Here is a 15,197-nt window from a genome sequence, read left to right on the forward strand (position 1 = left end):
AAGAGGTGCTGAGGTACTAAGATGCAAAGGTTCAAAGGTTTTTTTTAAGTTACTGATGTACTGAGTTGCTAAGGTTCTAAGTAAAATAAAACAAAAAGGGATGAAGTTTTAAAAACTCATCCCTTTTTTTATAGTATAGATTCTAAAAGGAAACCTTAGTGCCTTAGCAACTTAGTACCTCAGAACCTCTATTTAACAGGCTTATCAACTACCGGTCTGTTCTCTCTGTTCGCTAAATCCCAGGCTACAACAAATGCCAGTTGCGCTCTTTTGGTTAAAGCATCGTATTCGATTTTTTGAGGTTCATCCCCTTTTCCGTGGTAATCTTCGTGAACTCCGTTGAAGAAGAAAACAGCCGGAATACCATATTTTGCAAAGTTATAGTGGTCAGAACGCTCATAAAAATGGTTTGGATCTTTTGGGTCATTAAACTTAAAATCCAGGTCTACTTTGGTGTATTTTTCGTTTTGGCTTACCACCGCATTATGTAAATCTGTTGATAAACGGTCAGCTCCGATGACATATACATAATTGTTAGATTTAGCATGTTCGACATCACGGCGTCCGATCATATCAATATTGATATCAGTGATCGTGTTTGCAATGGGGAACAACGGGTTTTCAGAATAATAACGGGAACCGTGTAATCCGTGCTCTTCTCCGGTAACGTGAAGGAATAAGATAGAACGTTTTGGTCCGTGTCCGTCTTTTTTGGCTTTTGCGAATGCTTTTGCTATTTCCATAACCGCTACAGTTCCGGAACCATCATCATCAGCACCGTTGTATACATCACCATTTTTGATTCCAACGTGGTCATAATGCGCTGAAATTACCAGTACTTCATCCGGTTTTTCAGAACCTTCAATATACGCCCAGATATTTTCGGAATCAGGTAAATTTTCGTTGCGTCTTGCATTCAGGAATGCTGCCGGAATAGGCTGATAGTAATCTTTTGCTCCTTTAGGAAACGAAATCCCATTCTTTTTGTATTGGTCAATCATATAAAGACCGGCTTTTTTTTGTCCTTTTGAACCTGTTTCACGGCCTTCCATTTCATCTGAAGCCACAACGTACAGCATTGTTTTCAGATCCTTTTCAGTGATGACTTTCATGTATTTCGTTGGATCTGAATTGTCCTTAGAGGCAGCCAGTTGCGCATTTTTACATGAAAATGCAGAAGTAATTAATAATAAAATTACAAGTTTTTTCATTTTTGGTTTAGTGTAAATTGATGAATGTGTAAAAAATATAAAATAGGAGTAAAAATAAAATAAAAAGGGAGTTTATAAAGAATAAAAACACGCTTTTTATAAAAGAAACTATTCTCGTTTCCCCATAAAAACGATGATGTGCCGGATAAAAATAATAACACATCCATATCGTTCCGACAAATGTTATGATATCAGATATAACGGCCAGGGGACTATTTTCTCCAAATAAACCGAATACCCTGTTTACAATAAACAAAATAAGGAAGATTAAAAGCAGGAACGAAAAATAATGCAGTGTAAATATCCCGTGGTCAAAGTAATACCATTTCTTTTTGTTGTGAAAAATCCATAAAAAGAAAGCGAAAAACGGCATTATGACAAACAATATTTTGGGAATATTATGAAAAAAGGACTCAATAAATTTTTCAATGATTTCCTTTTTAGTATTGTGTTCGGTGACATTCGTTACTTTTTCATAAGCCCAGTATTGAAAATCGGAAAGCTTATCTTCTTGTTTTCCATATTTCTGAATCGAATCTATTTCTTTCATCGATTTGAAATCGAAAAATTTACTGGAAATTTTCATTTCACCTTCCTTATTCGCCTGACTGATTATTTCGGCGGTATTCAGTTCTTTCTCGCTTTTATTAATGCCTTCGCTCACTTTACTCGGAAAAAGAGCAATTAAAAGAAAAGTAATAAAACTGATGAAAATATACAAACGAACCGGTGCCAGATAGGACAGTCTTTTTCCCGAAAGATATTCTTTGGTCAGGGTTGAAGGTTTAAAGAGCAGATTTTTAATCGTTTTCCAGAAAGCATTTTCATAGTGCGTTAAGTCTTCAAAAAAATGAATAAACAAATGATGAAATGTTTTTCTGCTATCTGTATTTTCCTGTCCGCAATTCGGACAAAATTTCTGCTCTACAACGTGCCTGCAATTTAAACAGGTTTTGTCTTTTCTAATCGGACTGTGTGACATTGGTAATTTTGGTTAATTTGGTTTTGGTTGGTTGGTTTTATTTTTTTAAGACTTCCTTCAGGAAAAGCTGTAAATGTTCAAATGCTCTTTTGGCAGCCACTTCATTGTAAGCCGCACCTTTTGAATTATCGTTTCCGGCTTCCGGATTGGTAAAAGAATGAACAGAATTAGCGTAGTAAATCATTTGCCAGTCTGCTTTTGAATCGCGCATTTCCTGTTGAAAAGCCGTGATTTCTTCTTTTGAAACGAATGGATCATCGGCACCGTGGCAAACCAAAACTTTGGTTGTAATAGGTTCCACTGTTCTTGCAGCATCTCTGCCCAATCCTCCGTGAAAAGAAGCCACTCCTTTTAGGTTCAGATGACCACGTGCGGCTTCAAGAACGCCTGTTCCTCCAAAACAATATCCGATCGCCACAATATTATCAGGATTTGCACCGGATTTGATTAATTCCTGTAACGCTACATTGATCCTTTTTTGATATTCGGTAAAGTTAGTTTTAAAGTAACCTGCTTGTTTTCCCGCTTCAGCAGTATTTTTGGGATAGTTTCCTTCGCCATAGATATCAGCGATAAAAACATGATAACCTAATTTTGATAAATTTTCTGCAATTCCTTTTGAGGCATTATCAATTCCGAGCCATGCCGGTAAAAGAAGGATACCGGGATTGTTCGTGCTTTTCTTGGCGGCTTTTATAAACAGACCATTTAAAGCCTGATCTCCGTCGGTATATTTAACTGTTTTCAATTGCGCGTTTATAGTGTTAGAAAATAGTATGGCAGCAAAGAGGAGTAGGGCTGAATTTTTCATAGTTTTACAATTTTTAACAAATATCAGAAATATTATGTTACAAAAAAACCTCAAAAGATATTTCTTCCGAGGTTTTCCAATCTATGATTGTTCGATTAATTATTTAGTAATTAGTCCTTTATAAGCTTATATTTCTTTTAAAAGCACAACCGAGTTCTACCATCGAGTCTGTTTTGGCGATTCCGGGAATATTGTCGATTTTTTCATATAATATTTTACGCATGTGTTCGTGATTTTTTGCCGTAATTTTCAGGTACAGCGTAAACGATCCGGTTACGAAATAACACTCTGTAATCTCCGGAATTTCTTTTAAAGCGGCAATAATCCTTTCAGAATCAGAATCTTTATTGAGTGTAATTCCGGTAAAAGAAGCCCAGTCGTAGCCAACCTGCTTTTCATTCAGAATCGGTTTGATACCGGTAATGATACCTTGTTCAAACAAACGGTTAATGCGTTGGTGCACCATCGTATTTGAAATTTTTAAATTAGTAGCAATCGTCGAAAAAGCGATTCTTCCGTCTTTTTCCAATTCTTTTATAATGTTTACGTCAAATTCATCTAAAATGTCCATACCACTATTTTTTACGGGTTTAATCGCTGTAAAGATAGAAATAAGTCTGATTTGAAGTTTATAATCAAATGTAAAATTGACTTTTATTTGTGTTAAAATAATTAATTTGATTTTTAAGGAGTATAATTTAGTTAAAAGCAGTCTTATAATGCTTGTAAATAAATAATTTTTATATTTTTGTTCCAATAAAAATAAAATATAATGGGACATCAGCAAGAAGTACTTTCGTCGAAATCAGAAGTTTTGATAGAAAAAGAGAATAAATACGGAGCTCACAATTACCATCCGCTTCCGGTTGTTTTAGAAAGAGGAGAAGGCGTTTATGTGTGGGATGTTGATGGAAAAAAATATTATGACTTTTTATCTGCTTACTCTGCCGTAAATCAGGGACATTGTCATCCGGTGATTGTAAAAGCAATGACGGATCAGGCTCAAAAACTGACTTTAACTTCAAGAGCCTTTTACAACGATAAATTAGGAAATTACGAAGAGTTTATTACCAATTATTTTGGTTTTGATAAAGTATTGCCGATGAATACAGGTGCCGAAGCGGTTGAGACTGCTCTTAAACTGTGTAGAAAATGGGCGTACGAAGTAAAAGGTATTCACGAAAACCTGGCTCAGATTATTGTTTGCGAAAATAATTTTCATGGAAGAACGACCACTATTATTTCATTTTCGAATGATGAAAGTGCCCGTAAAAACTTCGGTCCTTTTACAGACGGATTTCTAAAAATTGAATATGATAATTTGGAAGCTTTAGAAAAAGCTTTGGAATCTTCCAAAAATATTGCCGGTTTTCTGGTAGAACCAATTCAGGGTGAAGCCGGAGTTTATGTTCCTTCCGAAGGATATTTGGCAAAAGCAAAAGCACTTTGTGAGAAACATAATGTATTGTTTATTGCAGACGAAGTTCAGACCGGAATTGCCCGTACAGGAAAATTATTGGCCGTTCATCACGAAAATGTACAGCCTGATATTTTAATTTTAGGAAAAGCCATTTCAGGCGGAGTTTATCCGGTTTCTGCGGTTTTGGCCAATAATGAAATCATGAATGTAATCAGACCCGGACAACACGGTTCTACTTTTGGTGGAAATCCTGTGGCAGCTGCAGTTGCAATCGCGGCACTTGAAGTGGTAAGAGACGAAAAATTAGCTGAAAATGCAGAGCGTTTAGGGATTATTTTGCGAAAAGGATTAAACGAAATTGCAGAAAGAAATGACCTGATTACGTTAGTGCGCGGTAAAGGATTACTAAATGCCATTGTCATTAATTGCGGTGAAGATTCTGATCTGGCCTGGGAAATCTGCCTGAAATTCAGGGATAACGGATTATTGGCAAAACCAACTCATGGTAATAAAATCAGACTGGCGCCGCCGTTGGTGATGACAGAATCTCAAATTCAGGAATGCCTGGAGATTATTGAAAAGTCATTAAATGATTTTATATAAATTAATTAATTCAGTTTACTTACTTTACTTTATATAAGGCGATTGCATTTTAGCAATCGCTTTTTTGTTTATTGGCTGAAATACCAAAAAAAACAATTATTTCTGGTATTTATTTAGAATTCTGCTGATACTAGTTTCGTTGCCTGTTTTTAATTGCTGGACAAAGTATAATAAAACACAAAAAACGTCAGGAAAAGATCATTTCTGAGTTCACTTTATGATTTTATACTCAAAACAGGTCGGTTTTTAAAGTTGATTTTGAAGAAATTAGACTAATTTTATAGACATTAAAATAAATTTAAATTTTTTATTCATCCTATTATTAAATACTTATATTTGTGATAAGTATTTATACTTAGTTTTATATTCTGAATCATGATACAAGTTAGTGAGGCTTTAACGATCGTAGCTGAAAACAGTTCAAAAATGCCAACGCAGAAAATCCCCGTGAATAAAGCGTTAGGATACGTTTTGGCTAAAACGGTACACGCGCCAATCGCAATGCCGCCTTTTCGCCAGTCTGCTATGGACGGTTATGCTTTTACGCACAGTAGAAGACATCAGTACGATGTTGTAAGTATTTCAAAGGCTGGAGATCATTCGAATAGAAAACTTGAATTCAACGAGGCAGTACGTATTTTTACAGGTGCTTTTGTACCCGACGATGCAGATACTGTTGTCATGCAGGAACATGTAATGGCTAACGAGAAATCGATTCTGATTACTAATATGCCGGAACAATTTGCAAATTTGCGTGGTAAAGGTGAGCAGATTCAGAAGGGAGATGTTGTTTTTGAAGCGAATACATTGATTACGCCTGCTGCAATAGGATTTTTGGCTTGCCTGGGAATTACAGCAATAACCGTTTATAAAAAACCGAAAGTTGCCCTCTTAGTAACCGGAAACGAACTGGTAGAATCCGGAAATAAATTGCCAAAGGGAAAAATATTCGAAAGTAATTCGATCATGCTGCAGGCTGCGCTTCAAACCATCGGAATTAAAAAAACGACAGTTTATACCGTAAAAGATAAGCTGAAAGCAACTAAAAAAGTACTAAAAGAGATTTTGCCCCAATATGACATTGTTTTAATTTCCGGTGGCATATCAGTCGGAGATTATGATTTTGTGAAAGAGGCCTTACTGGCCAATGAAGTAGAAGAACTGTTTTATAAAATCAATCAGAAGCCCGGAAAACCAATGTTTTTTGGAAAGCGAAAGGAGACTTTAGTGTTTGCCCTGCCCGGAAATCCGGCTTCTTCACTCACTAATTTTTACGTATATGTGTATCCGGCCATCCGGAATAAAATGGGTTTCTCAGAAATTCACCTGCCAAAATTAATCCGGAAATTAAATGCAGATATTCCCAATACAACCGGAAAAACCTTGTTCCTGAAAGCCTTATATGACGAAACCCATGTTGAGGTTTTGGGTGGTCAGAGTTCTGCAATGCTCAATTCGTTTGCAATTGCCAATAGTTTACTGATTGTTCCGAATGATGCAGAAATGCTTAAAAAAGAGGAATTGGTGACGTTATTGCCGATTGGTTAGTGGAATGTGGAAAAGAGAGTAAAGAGAATAGAGAATAGAAGAAAGAGAATAGATTGCAGATTGTGGTGTGTAAATTAGGGACATAACCTGAAACCTCAAACTTTAAACTTGAAACAACAAAAACCTGAAACAAAACCAATGAATCTCCTTAGTACCGAAAACATTGTACTGTTCAGCTTCGCTTTAATTGTGATTGCTTTTTTGTATTCCAGTGTTGGGCATGGGGGAGCGTCGGGTTATTTGGCTCTAATGACGATTTTTGCGTTTCCGGTTGCGATTATGAAACCATCGGCTTTGCTGTTGAATTTGTTTGTTTCGAGTATTTCATTTTTCTTTTATTATCGTATGAATTATTTCAGGCCAAAGCTTTTTTACCCTTTTGCAATTGCTTCGATACCCGCTGCATTTATTGGTGGTTTTGTGACGCTGGATAATGCGGTTTATAAAATCATCCTCGGAATTGTATTGGTTTTTGCAGCACTGAGGTTGTTTGGCATATTTAATTTTAAAGAAAAAGAAGCGGTTACGATACATATTCCTTTTGCCCTGATGATCGGATTTGCGATCGGATTATTATCCGGGATGTTGGGGATTGGCGGCGGAATTATCCTGAGTCCGATTTTATTGTTTTTGGGATGGGCAAACATTAAAGAATCGGCAGCAATTTCGAGTTTATTCATATTTGTAAACTCATTTGCCGGATTAATGGGATTTTTTCTGGGAGGAAAAACAATTCCGACAGAAAGTTTTTACCTGGTTCCAATTGCGGTTATCGGTGGAGTTTTAGGCGGATTTTACGGAAGCGGCTATTTCTCTAATAAAACATTAAAATTTGTTTTGGGAACCGTCATTATTATGGCAAGTATTAAGTTGATTTTTCCTTAATGTTTAAAAATAAAAGCCACAGATAAAAAGATTAAAGGGATAAAAAAATCTGCAAAATCTGCGTGAAAAAAATATAAATGGAATTTAGAAAAACAAGCAATATTGGTAAAACCCTGAAACAAAAAAATCATGGAAACGCTAACAGTATTTATTCTTTGTGGAGGCAAAAGCACCAGAATGCAGTCAGAGAAAGGCTTGGTTTTGTTTCAGAAAAAACCTTTCATTGAACATATCATTCACGCGATTTTACCCATTACAGAAAAAATAAAACTGATCACGGCGACCAGAGAATACGATTATCTGCCGTACCAAAAGATACCGGATATTATAACAGATAAAGGGCCTTTGGGTGGAATTTATACCGCACTGACAGCTTCGGAAACCGAATTTAATTTGATTTTGAGTTGTGATATTCCGTTAATTTCAACCGATTTACTATCCGAGCTAATTTCAAAACATACCAATGAAGCGGGCGTTACTGTTTTTGCTTCAGAAAGTAAAGTGCATCCTTTAATCGGGATTTATTCTAAAAAGATGCTTGCCGTTATAAAAGAAGCCATTGAGGCAAATGAACTAAAAATGATGGATCTGATTGCTAAAATTCCCCATCAGATTATCAATATAGACGAAAGTGAAAATTTTCATTTGAGCAATATTAATTCGATTGATGAATTAAACGACCTGAATACCAATTTAAGTTAAGTACTATGAAAGACCTGAAAACACCAAAATTAACAGTCGTAGGCGCAGGTCCCGGAGATGTTGAACTGATTACGCTTAAAGCAATAAAAGCTTTGAAAAATGCCGACGTGGTGTTATATGATGCTCTGGTTAACGAAGAATTATTGCAATATGCAGAACACGCAGAGATTATTTTTGTTGGAAAACGTTTGGGCTGTCACGCCTATACGCAGGATCAGATTAATGATTTGATTGTTTCAATGGCGAATCGTCACGGCCATGTAGTACGTTTAAAAGGAGGGGATCCGTTTATTTTCGGAAGAGGAAGTGAAGAAATTGAATATGGAGAAAAATTTGGACTGGAAACAGCTGTTGTTCCCGGAATTTCATCTGCTCTGGGTGTTCCGGCTTCGGTTGGAATTAGTCTGACACAACGTCAAATAGCCGAAAGTTTTTGGGTCATTACAGGTACTACTTCCAATCATGAATTGTCTAAAGATATTCATTTAGCTTCAAAATCAGCCGCTACGGTGGTTATTTTGATGGGCATGCACAAATTAGATCAGATCATTTCGATTTATAAAGAAAACCGGACAGATGATCTCCCAATTGCAATTATTCAAAACGGAACAAAAAATTCCGAGCAAAAAGTAGTAGGAACCATGAGTTCAATTGCTAAATTGGTATCCGAAAATAATCTTTCATCTCCGGCCATTATTGTGATCGGGGAAGTGGTAAAGAATAACTCAAAACTGACTTCCTATTTTCAGGAACATTTTGAGGATGAATTTATTTTTCAGAATTTAAATTTAGAAGAATGATCGAGATTAAATATTTTGGAGCTGTTGCTGAAAAAACCCAATGCACTTTCGAAAACGTAGCTTCTTCGGATATTTCACTGCAGGATTTATTGCAGGATTTACAGGAGAAATATCAATTGGATTCCATGGTTTTCAGCGTTGCGGTCAACCAGAAAATAATTCCAAAAGAAACTGATTACAAATTGCAGGCAAGCGATATTGTGGCTTTATTGCCGCCGTTTGCCGGAGGTTAAAAGTAAGAATATGAATGCATCAATGCGGTATAACAGACAAGTTATTCTCCCGGAAATTGGAGAAAACGGACAGGAGAAACTAGCCAAAGCGAAAGTTTTAGTGATTGGTGCCGGCGGTCTGGGAGCTGCTGTTCTTCCGTATCTCGCTGCAGCCGGAGTGGGCGAAATTGGAATTGCAGATCATGATGTTATCGAAATTTCAAACCTGCAAAGACAGGTCATTTATAAAACAACTGCCGTCGGAAAATATAAAGCCGATGAAGCTAAAGTAAGGCTGACAGAATTAAATCCGTTAATAAAAGTCAATTCAATTGCAGAAAAATTATCCGGAAACAATGCCATTCCGTTGTTTGAAAATTATGATATTATCGTCGATGCCACAGATAATCTGGCAGTAAAATACCTGATAAATGATGCATGTTCCCTTACAAATAAACCAATGGTCTACGGCTCCGTTTTTAGATTTGAAGGACAGGTTTCTGTTTTCAATTACCAAAACGGACCCACTTACAGCTGCCTGTTTCCGGATGAAAACAGCCTGACGGCAAATTGTAATGACGCCGGAGTACTTGGAATTGGCGTTGGAATCATTGGTATGTTACAAGCCAATGAAGTCCTTAAAATAATTTTAGAAATAGGTGAGGTGTTAAGTGGCAAACTGCTGGTGTATAATATTTTGAATAATGAACAGCAAAAATATGACTTCGAAAAGAATAGTGATTTCAAAATAGACAGAATCACCTTTGAAGAAAAATATATTGGATCTGAAAAAGAGCATCATGAGATTGAAGCCGAGACGGTTTTAAGCCAGATTGACGCAGAAGACGTACTTTTTTTAGATGTTCGAAACAATGACGAACTTCCAAAAATAATATTGAAAAACAGTATACAGATTCCATTGATTCAATTAGAAAAAGAAATTGAAAATTTAGATCGGGATAAAACCATTTATATTTTCTGTCAATCCGGAATAAGAAGCAAGGTAGCAGTTGAAATCCTTCTGAAAAATAAATTCAAAAAAGTAAAAAGTATCAAAGGAGGAGCTTTGGTTTTAAATCAGTTACTAAAAGACGAAGTGACATTTTAGAAATAATTCGTGTCAATTCGTGCAATTAGTGGCAAAAAAAATAAACAATGAGTAAAAATGTATTTATAGAAGGACCAATCTCTCCCGAATTTATCGCAGAATCCATTGCCAAACACCAATCAAAACATACAATCGGTGCACACAATATTTTTCTGGGACAAGTTCGTGCAGACGTTTTACACGAAAATACCGTTGCAGCAATCGATTATTCAGCGTATACCGATATGGCAAACGAAGCTTTGCACGCCATCCGTGAAAAAGCTTTCGCCAAATTTGATCTCACCTGTATGCACATTTATCACAGTTTGGGAGTGGTAAAAGCGGGCGAAATCTGTTTGTTTGTATTCGTTTCGGCTACAAGGCGCAAACAGGTTTATGAAGCTACAGAAGCGATCGTAAACTGGATAAAAACAGATGTGCCGATTTTTGGCAAAGAAATTTTTGAAAACGGTGCTTTCACCTGGAAGCAAAATACCTAAGAAATGGTTGATATTACACATAAAATAAATACGTTACGTTCTGCAACCGCAACCGCGATTGTAAAAGTTAGCAAACAGGAAACAATTGATGCCGTTGTAAATAATCTGGTTCCGAAAGGAAATGTTTTGGAAATGGCCAAAACGGCTGGTTTGTTTGCCGTAAAAAATACGCATTTGTCGATTCCCGATTGCCATCCGATTCCAATTGAATTTACGTCTGTTACCTACAAAATTGAGGAGCTGACGATTCAGATTATCTTCAATGTAAAAACCGTTTACAAAACCGGAGTAGAAGTTGAAGCCATGCACGGCGCCTCTATCGTAGCACTTACGATGTACGATATGCTGAAACCGATCGATAAGGAAATCGAAATTTCGACAATTAAACTAATTCAAAAAGAAGGCGGGAAATCGTCTTTTAAAAATAAATTTCCAACTGTCATTAAAGCGGCGGTTTTTGTTTGTTCCGATTCTGTTTTTGCCGGCGATAAAGAAGATCGCTCCGGAAAAATCATAGTCGATAAACTAACTTCCTACGGAGTCGAAACCGGACATTATGAAGTCATTCCGGATGAAATTGATGTTATTCAGGAAAAGGCCAAAGCTTTTGCAAAAGAACACCAGCTCGTTATTTTTACAGGCGGAACAGGTTTGTCTCCGCGGGATGTCACACCCGAAGCTTTGTCTCCAATATTAGAGAGCAGGATTCCCGGCATCGAAGAAGCCATTCGTAATTACGGACAGCAGCGTACACCGTATGCCATGTTATCACGAACTGTTGCGGGAACTTTGGGTAAAAGTCTGGTTTTGGCAGTGCCGGGTTCAACCAACGGGGCAAGAGAATCAATGGATGCTGTTTTTCCGCATTTGCTGCATGTTTTTCATATTTTAAAAGGTAAAAATCATGATTCCCTCTAACACTGTTTTAACGGATGATTTTGGGCGAAAACACAACTATTTACGTATTTCGCTGTTAGAAAAATGCAATCTGCGTTGCACGTATTGCATGCCTGCCGATGGAATCACATTATCTCCTAAAGCCAGTTTAATGACTGCCGATGAGATTCTTGCAATTGCCCGGATCTTCGTAGAAAATGGTGTTGACAAAATCAGGTTAACAGGAGGCGAACCGCTTTTGCGAAAAGATTTTCCGGAAATTATTTCCAAATTAGCCAGCTTAGAAACCGAACTTTCCATTACGACAAACGGGATCCTAATCGATCGGCATATGGCTGTTTTGAAACAATTTAAAGTCAGCAATATCAATTTGAGTTTAGATACTTTGGTTTCGTCTAAATTTAATGCTGTAACACTCCGAAATCAGTTTGAGAAAGTAATTGATAATCTGCATTTGCTTTTGAATAATGATTTTAAGGTAAAAGTAAATGTGGTTCTGATGAAAGGTTTTAATGAAAATGAAATTGTTGATTTTGTGCAATTAACAAAGTTTTTGCCTTTATCAGTTCGGTTTATTGAGTTTATGCCTTTTGCCGGAAACGAGTGGGACAGAAGTAAAATGGTTTCCCAAAACGAAATTTTAGCAGAACTGGAAAAAACTTTTTCTTCGGAAGAAATTCAGAAATTAGAAGACGAAAGAAATTTTACAGCCAGAACCTATAAAATAAAAGGCTTTCACGGTGATTTTGGAATCATAAGTTCTATTACTAATCCGTTTTGTGATGGCTGTAACAGAATTCGTCTGACGGCAAACGGAAAAATTAAGAACTGTCTTTTTTCTAATTCAGAAACAGATTTACTGACGCCTTTAAGAAACGGCGAATCGATCACCAGCCTGATTTCGGAATCAATTCGGAATAAAAAGAAAGTAAGAGCAGGAATGGTTACTATTGAAGAAATGGACGATCCCTTGCTTCATTTTGATAACCGCAGTATGATTGCGATTGGAGGATAGTTCTTCGATTTCTGTGCAGTGACATATGGATATAAAAAAAAGGTTCAACTTTAATAAGTCAAACCTTTTTGTTAATTATTTTTTCTTTTTAGCTTTTGCTTTTTTCTGAGATTTAGCTTTCTTTTTTGCTATTTTTTTCGCTTTCGCTTTATCCTTCGCTTTTTTAGCTTTTTCTTTTTTCTTAGCAGCAGCTTTTTGTTTTGCTTTTTTAGCTTTCTCTTTCTTTTTGTCTTTTTTAGCCTGATCTTTTTTCTTAGCTAATTTCTTTTTTTCTTTTTCCTTGTCTTGGTCTTTCACTTTTTTCTTCTTTTTATCGGTTGATTTATCTTTCTTATTTTCTTCTTGTGAAGTTGTTTCAATAGTTTTTGCTTCTTTTGATTCAGTAACTTCTTTTATAACTTCAGGTTTTATGGTTGAAGCCGGAGCTGTAACTTTTTTTGCCGGAGCTCTTCTTACTGTTGGTTTCGGTGTAGTGCTTGCTGCCGTTTTTGTCGTTGCATTTGGCGTTGCACTTGTTGCTGCAGCAGTTGTTGGTTTAGCCGGAGCAGCTTTACGAACGGTTGTTTTTGCAGGCGGTGTAGTTACAGGTTTTTTATTTTCTGTAACGGGCTGAATATTTTCAGTTGTTGGTGAATCGATTTTTTCAGGGATAATTTCTTCGTTGTTGTTTTCCATATTAATGTCCTTTTAGATGAGAATAATTTCTAATGTAACTAAATCGTTAAGTAGTAGTTAAGTAAAGATAATTATAAAACAAATCCCCCAATGTTAAGTTTTTAGATAAAATTTAATCTTAAGTATTTGAAAATAAAATGTTTGACTTTTTTGCTACAAATGAAAAGTAAAATCTCTTAACAATTCTACCTGAAAAAATGGAAGAAATTGCTGTATAAATGTAAGTTTTGAGTTATGAGTTATGAGTTATGAGTTTTGAGTTGTGGGTTGTGGGAAGTGAAATGTGAAAAGTAAGATTTGGAATTTGGAATTCAAAATTTGGGAATTTAATTGAAGTTAAATTAATTCCTGACAATTTCCAGAATTCTGAAATTGCTTTTGGGTGCTTCGCATAAAGAGCAGTAGTACGTCTCAGGCAAATCAGTAAACAGTACACCTTTTGGAATACTCTGGCTTTCTTCTCCGAATTCTGATTTATAAAGCGTTAAACACTCCTGACATTGGTAAATATCCAATTGTGGTTTTTCTTTTTTCTGTGGATTTTCTGTTGTTTCAGTGATGGAAGTTCCCAGCTCTTCGAAATATTTTCGGCTTAATTCGATTAAAATCGTGGGCAGTTCGAGTTTATCAATATCCTGTGAATGCACAATATATTCCTGTGTATTGGGATCGAAATTCTTCGCAAATAAGATATTATAGGTGTCTCTGATTTTCATCGAAGCTAAATCTTTTGGTAACTCATTTTTTTCAACCACGATTGAGGTAAAATAATGTCCTTCGCGATTGTATTCGGATAAGCCGAAAGTCAGTCCGTAAGTGCTGATATCAAACTGATCGAGTGTGCGGACGAGAAAAGTCTTGAGATTCAGGGCCCATTCCATTGCTACGGGCAAATGCCAGTTCAGTTCTAACAACGAATGGCGGACATTGATTCCTTTTTTGCCTAAGAATTTTTCCCATTCTAATTTTCGGTCTTTTGGAATTCCTTTTACAATAAATGATTTCCATGGCGTAATGCATATTTTCCCGATTTTACAATCGAAACACAAATCGCACATTTCTTTCAGGAAGTCTAAATCGTATAAGTTATTTCTCCAGTACAAACCCAGCCAGTACTGATCAATTCCCATTCTGTTCATTCCCTCATAATACGGGAAAGGATAAAACGGAACATTCAGAGGTTTGTCAATCGTTCTGTTGTTCGTATCTAAAGCTTCACTTACCAGACTAAAAAGAAGGTCAATATGAATTGATTCTTCAGTTGAGATTCTTTCAATTTCGTAGTAAAACTGAGCGATATCCCAGCTGTAAATCAAAACCGGGTAGACTTCCATACGTTCCCATTTGGGTAACCGAATGTACAAATACCAATAATCTTCATGTTCGGAAGCAATAAAATTGAGATGTCCGGTAAACAACGGCACCAATTGCTGTTTTGGATCCGTAATGTTGACTTTTAGTTTTGGCTGTTCCTTAAACTGCTCTAAGATATACAAATACCGATTTCCCGTCAGCCAATTGGTATTTCTGAAAATATCAGTTGAAACGTAGGAAGAAACGATATTATTCCCGCTTTTCTGGTCCGGAAATACAAAATGATGTTTGCCAGTTTTTTCTTTTTCTAAAGGTTGAATACCCTTCGGAAAAATAATATCCTGCCGTGAACCAAACGAAATTGAATCTAACCCCTGATCCATAGCCATATTGACAACTTCACGAAGTTCACCAGGTGATATTACGCCTCCTTTTACTATTAGTCTTGTTAGTTCCATTTTTTTTGTTTTTTCTTTAAGTCGCAGTCTCAGTTCTCAGTCGCAGTTTTCAGTCCCGGTGGATACTATGACTGAAA

General features: G+C 36.3%; 16 protein-coding genes. 10 read left to right on the forward strand and 6 right to left on the reverse strand.

Annotated features, from left to right (window positions below):
• Window positions 1–188: 188 nt before the first annotated feature.
• The 4 genes from HAV12_RS07505 to HAV12_RS07520 form a co-directional block, all read right to left on the reverse strand.
• On the reverse strand, window positions 189–1,211 hold the full coding sequence (locus tag HAV12_RS07505) for a M28 family peptidase (RefSeq protein WP_132034871.1): 1,023 nt from the start codon (window positions 1,209–1,211) through the stop codon (window positions 189–191).
• A 7-nt stretch (window positions 1,212–1,218) separates the two neighbouring features.
• Window positions 1,219–2,193, reverse strand: a complete 975-nt coding sequence (locus HAV12_RS07510; protein ID WP_132034873.1) for a DUF3667 domain-containing protein — start codon at window positions 2,191–2,193, stop codon at window positions 1,219–1,221.
• Between the two features lie 37 nt (window positions 2,194–2,230).
• Window positions 2,231–3,004, reverse strand: coding sequence for a dienelactone hydrolase family protein (locus HAV12_RS07515; protein ID WP_171569105.1), 774 nt, complete (start codon window positions 3,002–3,004; stop codon window positions 2,231–2,233).
• A gap of 118 nt (window positions 3,005–3,122) precedes the next feature.
• Window positions 3,123–3,575: an Lrp/AsnC family transcriptional regulator gene (locus HAV12_RS07520; RefSeq protein ID WP_171569106.1), complete on the reverse strand. Its 453-nt coding sequence runs from the start codon at window positions 3,573–3,575 to the stop codon at window positions 3,123–3,125.
• Window positions 3,576–3,776: 201 nt separating this feature from the next.
• Between HAV12_RS07520 and rocD the strand changes: the two genes are divergently transcribed.
• From rocD to moaA, 10 genes are all read left to right on the forward strand, one after another.
• The gene (gene rocD, locus HAV12_RS07525; protein ID WP_171569107.1) at window positions 3,777–5,027 is read left to right on the forward strand and encodes an ornithine--oxo-acid transaminase; all 1,251 of its coding nucleotides are present in this window, start codon (window positions 3,777–3,779) and stop codon (window positions 5,025–5,027) included.
• Between the two features lie 375 nt (window positions 5,028–5,402).
• On the forward strand, window positions 5,403–6,575 hold the full coding sequence (gene glp, locus HAV12_RS07530) for a gephyrin-like molybdotransferase Glp (protein WP_171569108.1): 1,173 nt from the start codon (window positions 5,403–5,405) through the stop codon (window positions 6,573–6,575).
• Between the two features lie 138 nt (window positions 6,576–6,713).
• Complete coding sequence (locus HAV12_RS07535) at window positions 6,714–7,460, forward strand: sulfite exporter TauE/SafE family protein (RefSeq protein WP_171569109.1); 747 nt, start codon at window positions 6,714–6,716, stop codon at window positions 7,458–7,460.
• A gap of 129 nt (window positions 7,461–7,589) precedes the next feature.
• Window positions 7,590–8,162: a molybdenum cofactor guanylyltransferase gene (locus tag HAV12_RS07540; protein WP_171569110.1), complete on the forward strand. Its 573-nt coding sequence runs from the start codon at window positions 7,590–7,592 to the stop codon at window positions 8,160–8,162.
• Between the two features lie 5 nt (window positions 8,163–8,167).
• Window positions 8,168–8,962, forward strand: coding sequence for a uroporphyrinogen-III C-methyltransferase (cobA, locus tag HAV12_RS07545; RefSeq protein ID WP_171569111.1), 795 nt, complete (start codon window positions 8,168–8,170; stop codon window positions 8,960–8,962).
• Window positions 8,959–9,195 (forward strand): MoaD/ThiS family protein, encoded by a 237-nt coding sequence (locus HAV12_RS07550; protein WP_171569112.1) that lies wholly within the window; start codon window positions 8,959–8,961, stop codon window positions 9,193–9,195. The genes cobA and HAV12_RS07550 overlap by 4 nt, the downstream gene beginning before the upstream one ends.
• Before the next feature lie 10 nt (window positions 9,196–9,205).
• Window positions 9,206–10,282 (forward strand): HesA/MoeB/ThiF family protein, encoded by a 1,077-nt coding sequence (gene moeB / locus HAV12_RS07555; protein ID WP_171569113.1) that lies wholly within the window; start codon window positions 9,206–9,208, stop codon window positions 10,280–10,282.
• A 47-nt stretch (window positions 10,283–10,329) separates the two neighbouring features.
• Entirely contained in the window at window positions 10,330–10,761 is a 432-nt protein-coding gene (locus HAV12_RS07560) for a molybdenum cofactor biosynthesis protein MoaE (RefSeq protein ID WP_171569114.1), read from the forward strand.
• Window positions 10,762–10,764: 3 nt separating this feature from the next.
• Window positions 10,765–11,679 (forward strand): bifunctional molybdenum cofactor biosynthesis protein MoaC/MoaB, encoded by a 915-nt coding sequence (gene moaCB / locus HAV12_RS07565; RefSeq protein ID WP_171569115.1) that lies wholly within the window; start codon window positions 10,765–10,767, stop codon window positions 11,677–11,679.
• Window positions 11,666–12,673, forward strand: a complete 1,008-nt coding sequence (moaA, locus tag HAV12_RS07570; protein ID WP_171569116.1) for a GTP 3',8-cyclase MoaA — start codon at window positions 11,666–11,668, stop codon at window positions 12,671–12,673. The genes moaCB and moaA overlap by 14 nt, the downstream gene beginning before the upstream one ends.
• A gap of 75 nt (window positions 12,674–12,748) precedes the next feature.
• Here the strand turns inward: moaA and HAV12_RS07575 are convergent, their stop codons facing one another.
• The gene (locus HAV12_RS07575; RefSeq protein WP_171569117.1) at window positions 12,749–13,348 is read right to left on the reverse strand and encodes a hypothetical protein; all 600 of its coding nucleotides are present in this window, start codon (window positions 13,346–13,348) and stop codon (window positions 12,749–12,751) included.
• A gap of 341 nt (window positions 13,349–13,689) precedes the next feature.
• Complete coding sequence (locus tag HAV12_RS07580) at window positions 13,690–15,120, reverse strand: rubredoxin (RefSeq protein ID WP_171569118.1); 1,431 nt, start codon at window positions 15,118–15,120, stop codon at window positions 13,690–13,692.
• Between the last annotated feature and the right edge of the window lie 77 nt (window positions 15,121–15,197).

This window comes from Flavobacterium sp. CLA17 (assembly GCF_013112255.2).
In the GTDB taxonomy this organism is placed as follows: domain Bacteria; phylum Bacteroidota; class Bacteroidia; order Flavobacteriales; family Flavobacteriaceae; genus Flavobacterium; species Flavobacterium circumlabens.

What these genes read in the sequence shown, in the direction of transcription:
- HAV12_RS07505 (WP_132034871.1), bottom strand. Translation starts at nt 1,211, where the DNA reads ATGAAAAAACTTGTAATTTTATTATTAATTACTTCTGCATTTTCATGT.
- HAV12_RS07510 (WP_132034873.1), bottom strand. Translation starts at nt 2,193, where the DNA reads ATGTCACACAGTCCGATTAGAAAAGACAAAACCTGTTTAAATTGCAGG.
- HAV12_RS07515 (WP_171569105.1), bottom strand. Translation starts at nt 3,004, where the DNA reads ATGAAAAATTCAGCCCTACTCCTCTTTGCTGCCATACTATTTTCTAAC.
- HAV12_RS07520 (WP_171569106.1), bottom strand. Translation starts at nt 3,575, where the DNA reads ATGGACATTTTAGATGAATTTGACGTAAACATTATAAAAGAATTGGAA.
- rocD (WP_171569107.1), top strand. Translation starts at nt 3,777, where the DNA reads ATGGGACATCAGCAAGAAGTACTTTCGTCGAAATCAGAAGTTTTGATA.
- glp (WP_171569108.1), top strand. Translation starts at nt 5,403, where the DNA reads ATGATACAAGTTAGTGAGGCTTTAACGATCGTAGCTGAAAACAGTTCA.
- HAV12_RS07535 (WP_171569109.1), top strand. Translation starts at nt 6,714, where the DNA reads ATGAATCTCCTTAGTACCGAAAACATTGTACTGTTCAGCTTCGCTTTA.
- HAV12_RS07540 (WP_171569110.1), top strand. Translation starts at nt 7,590, where the DNA reads ATGGAAACGCTAACAGTATTTATTCTTTGTGGAGGCAAAAGCACCAGA.
- cobA (WP_171569111.1), top strand. Translation starts at nt 8,168, where the DNA reads ATGAAAGACCTGAAAACACCAAAATTAACAGTCGTAGGCGCAGGTCCC.
- HAV12_RS07550 (WP_171569112.1), top strand. Translation starts at nt 8,959, where the DNA reads ATGATCGAGATTAAATATTTTGGAGCTGTTGCTGAAAAAACCCAATGC.
- moeB (WP_171569113.1), top strand. Translation starts at nt 9,206, where the DNA reads ATGAATGCATCAATGCGGTATAACAGACAAGTTATTCTCCCGGAAATT.
- HAV12_RS07560 (WP_171569114.1), top strand. Translation starts at nt 10,330, where the DNA reads ATGAGTAAAAATGTATTTATAGAAGGACCAATCTCTCCCGAATTTATC.
- moaCB (WP_171569115.1), top strand. Translation starts at nt 10,765, where the DNA reads ATGGTTGATATTACACATAAAATAAATACGTTACGTTCTGCAACCGCA.
- moaA (WP_171569116.1), top strand. Translation starts at nt 11,666, where the DNA reads ATGATTCCCTCTAACACTGTTTTAACGGATGATTTTGGGCGAAAACAC.
- HAV12_RS07575 (WP_171569117.1), bottom strand. Translation starts at nt 13,348, where the DNA reads ATGGAAAACAACAACGAAGAAATTATCCCTGAAAAAATCGATTCACCA.
- HAV12_RS07580 (WP_171569118.1), bottom strand. Translation starts at nt 15,120, where the DNA reads ATGGAACTAACAAGACTAATAGTAAAAGGAGGCGTAATATCACCTGGT.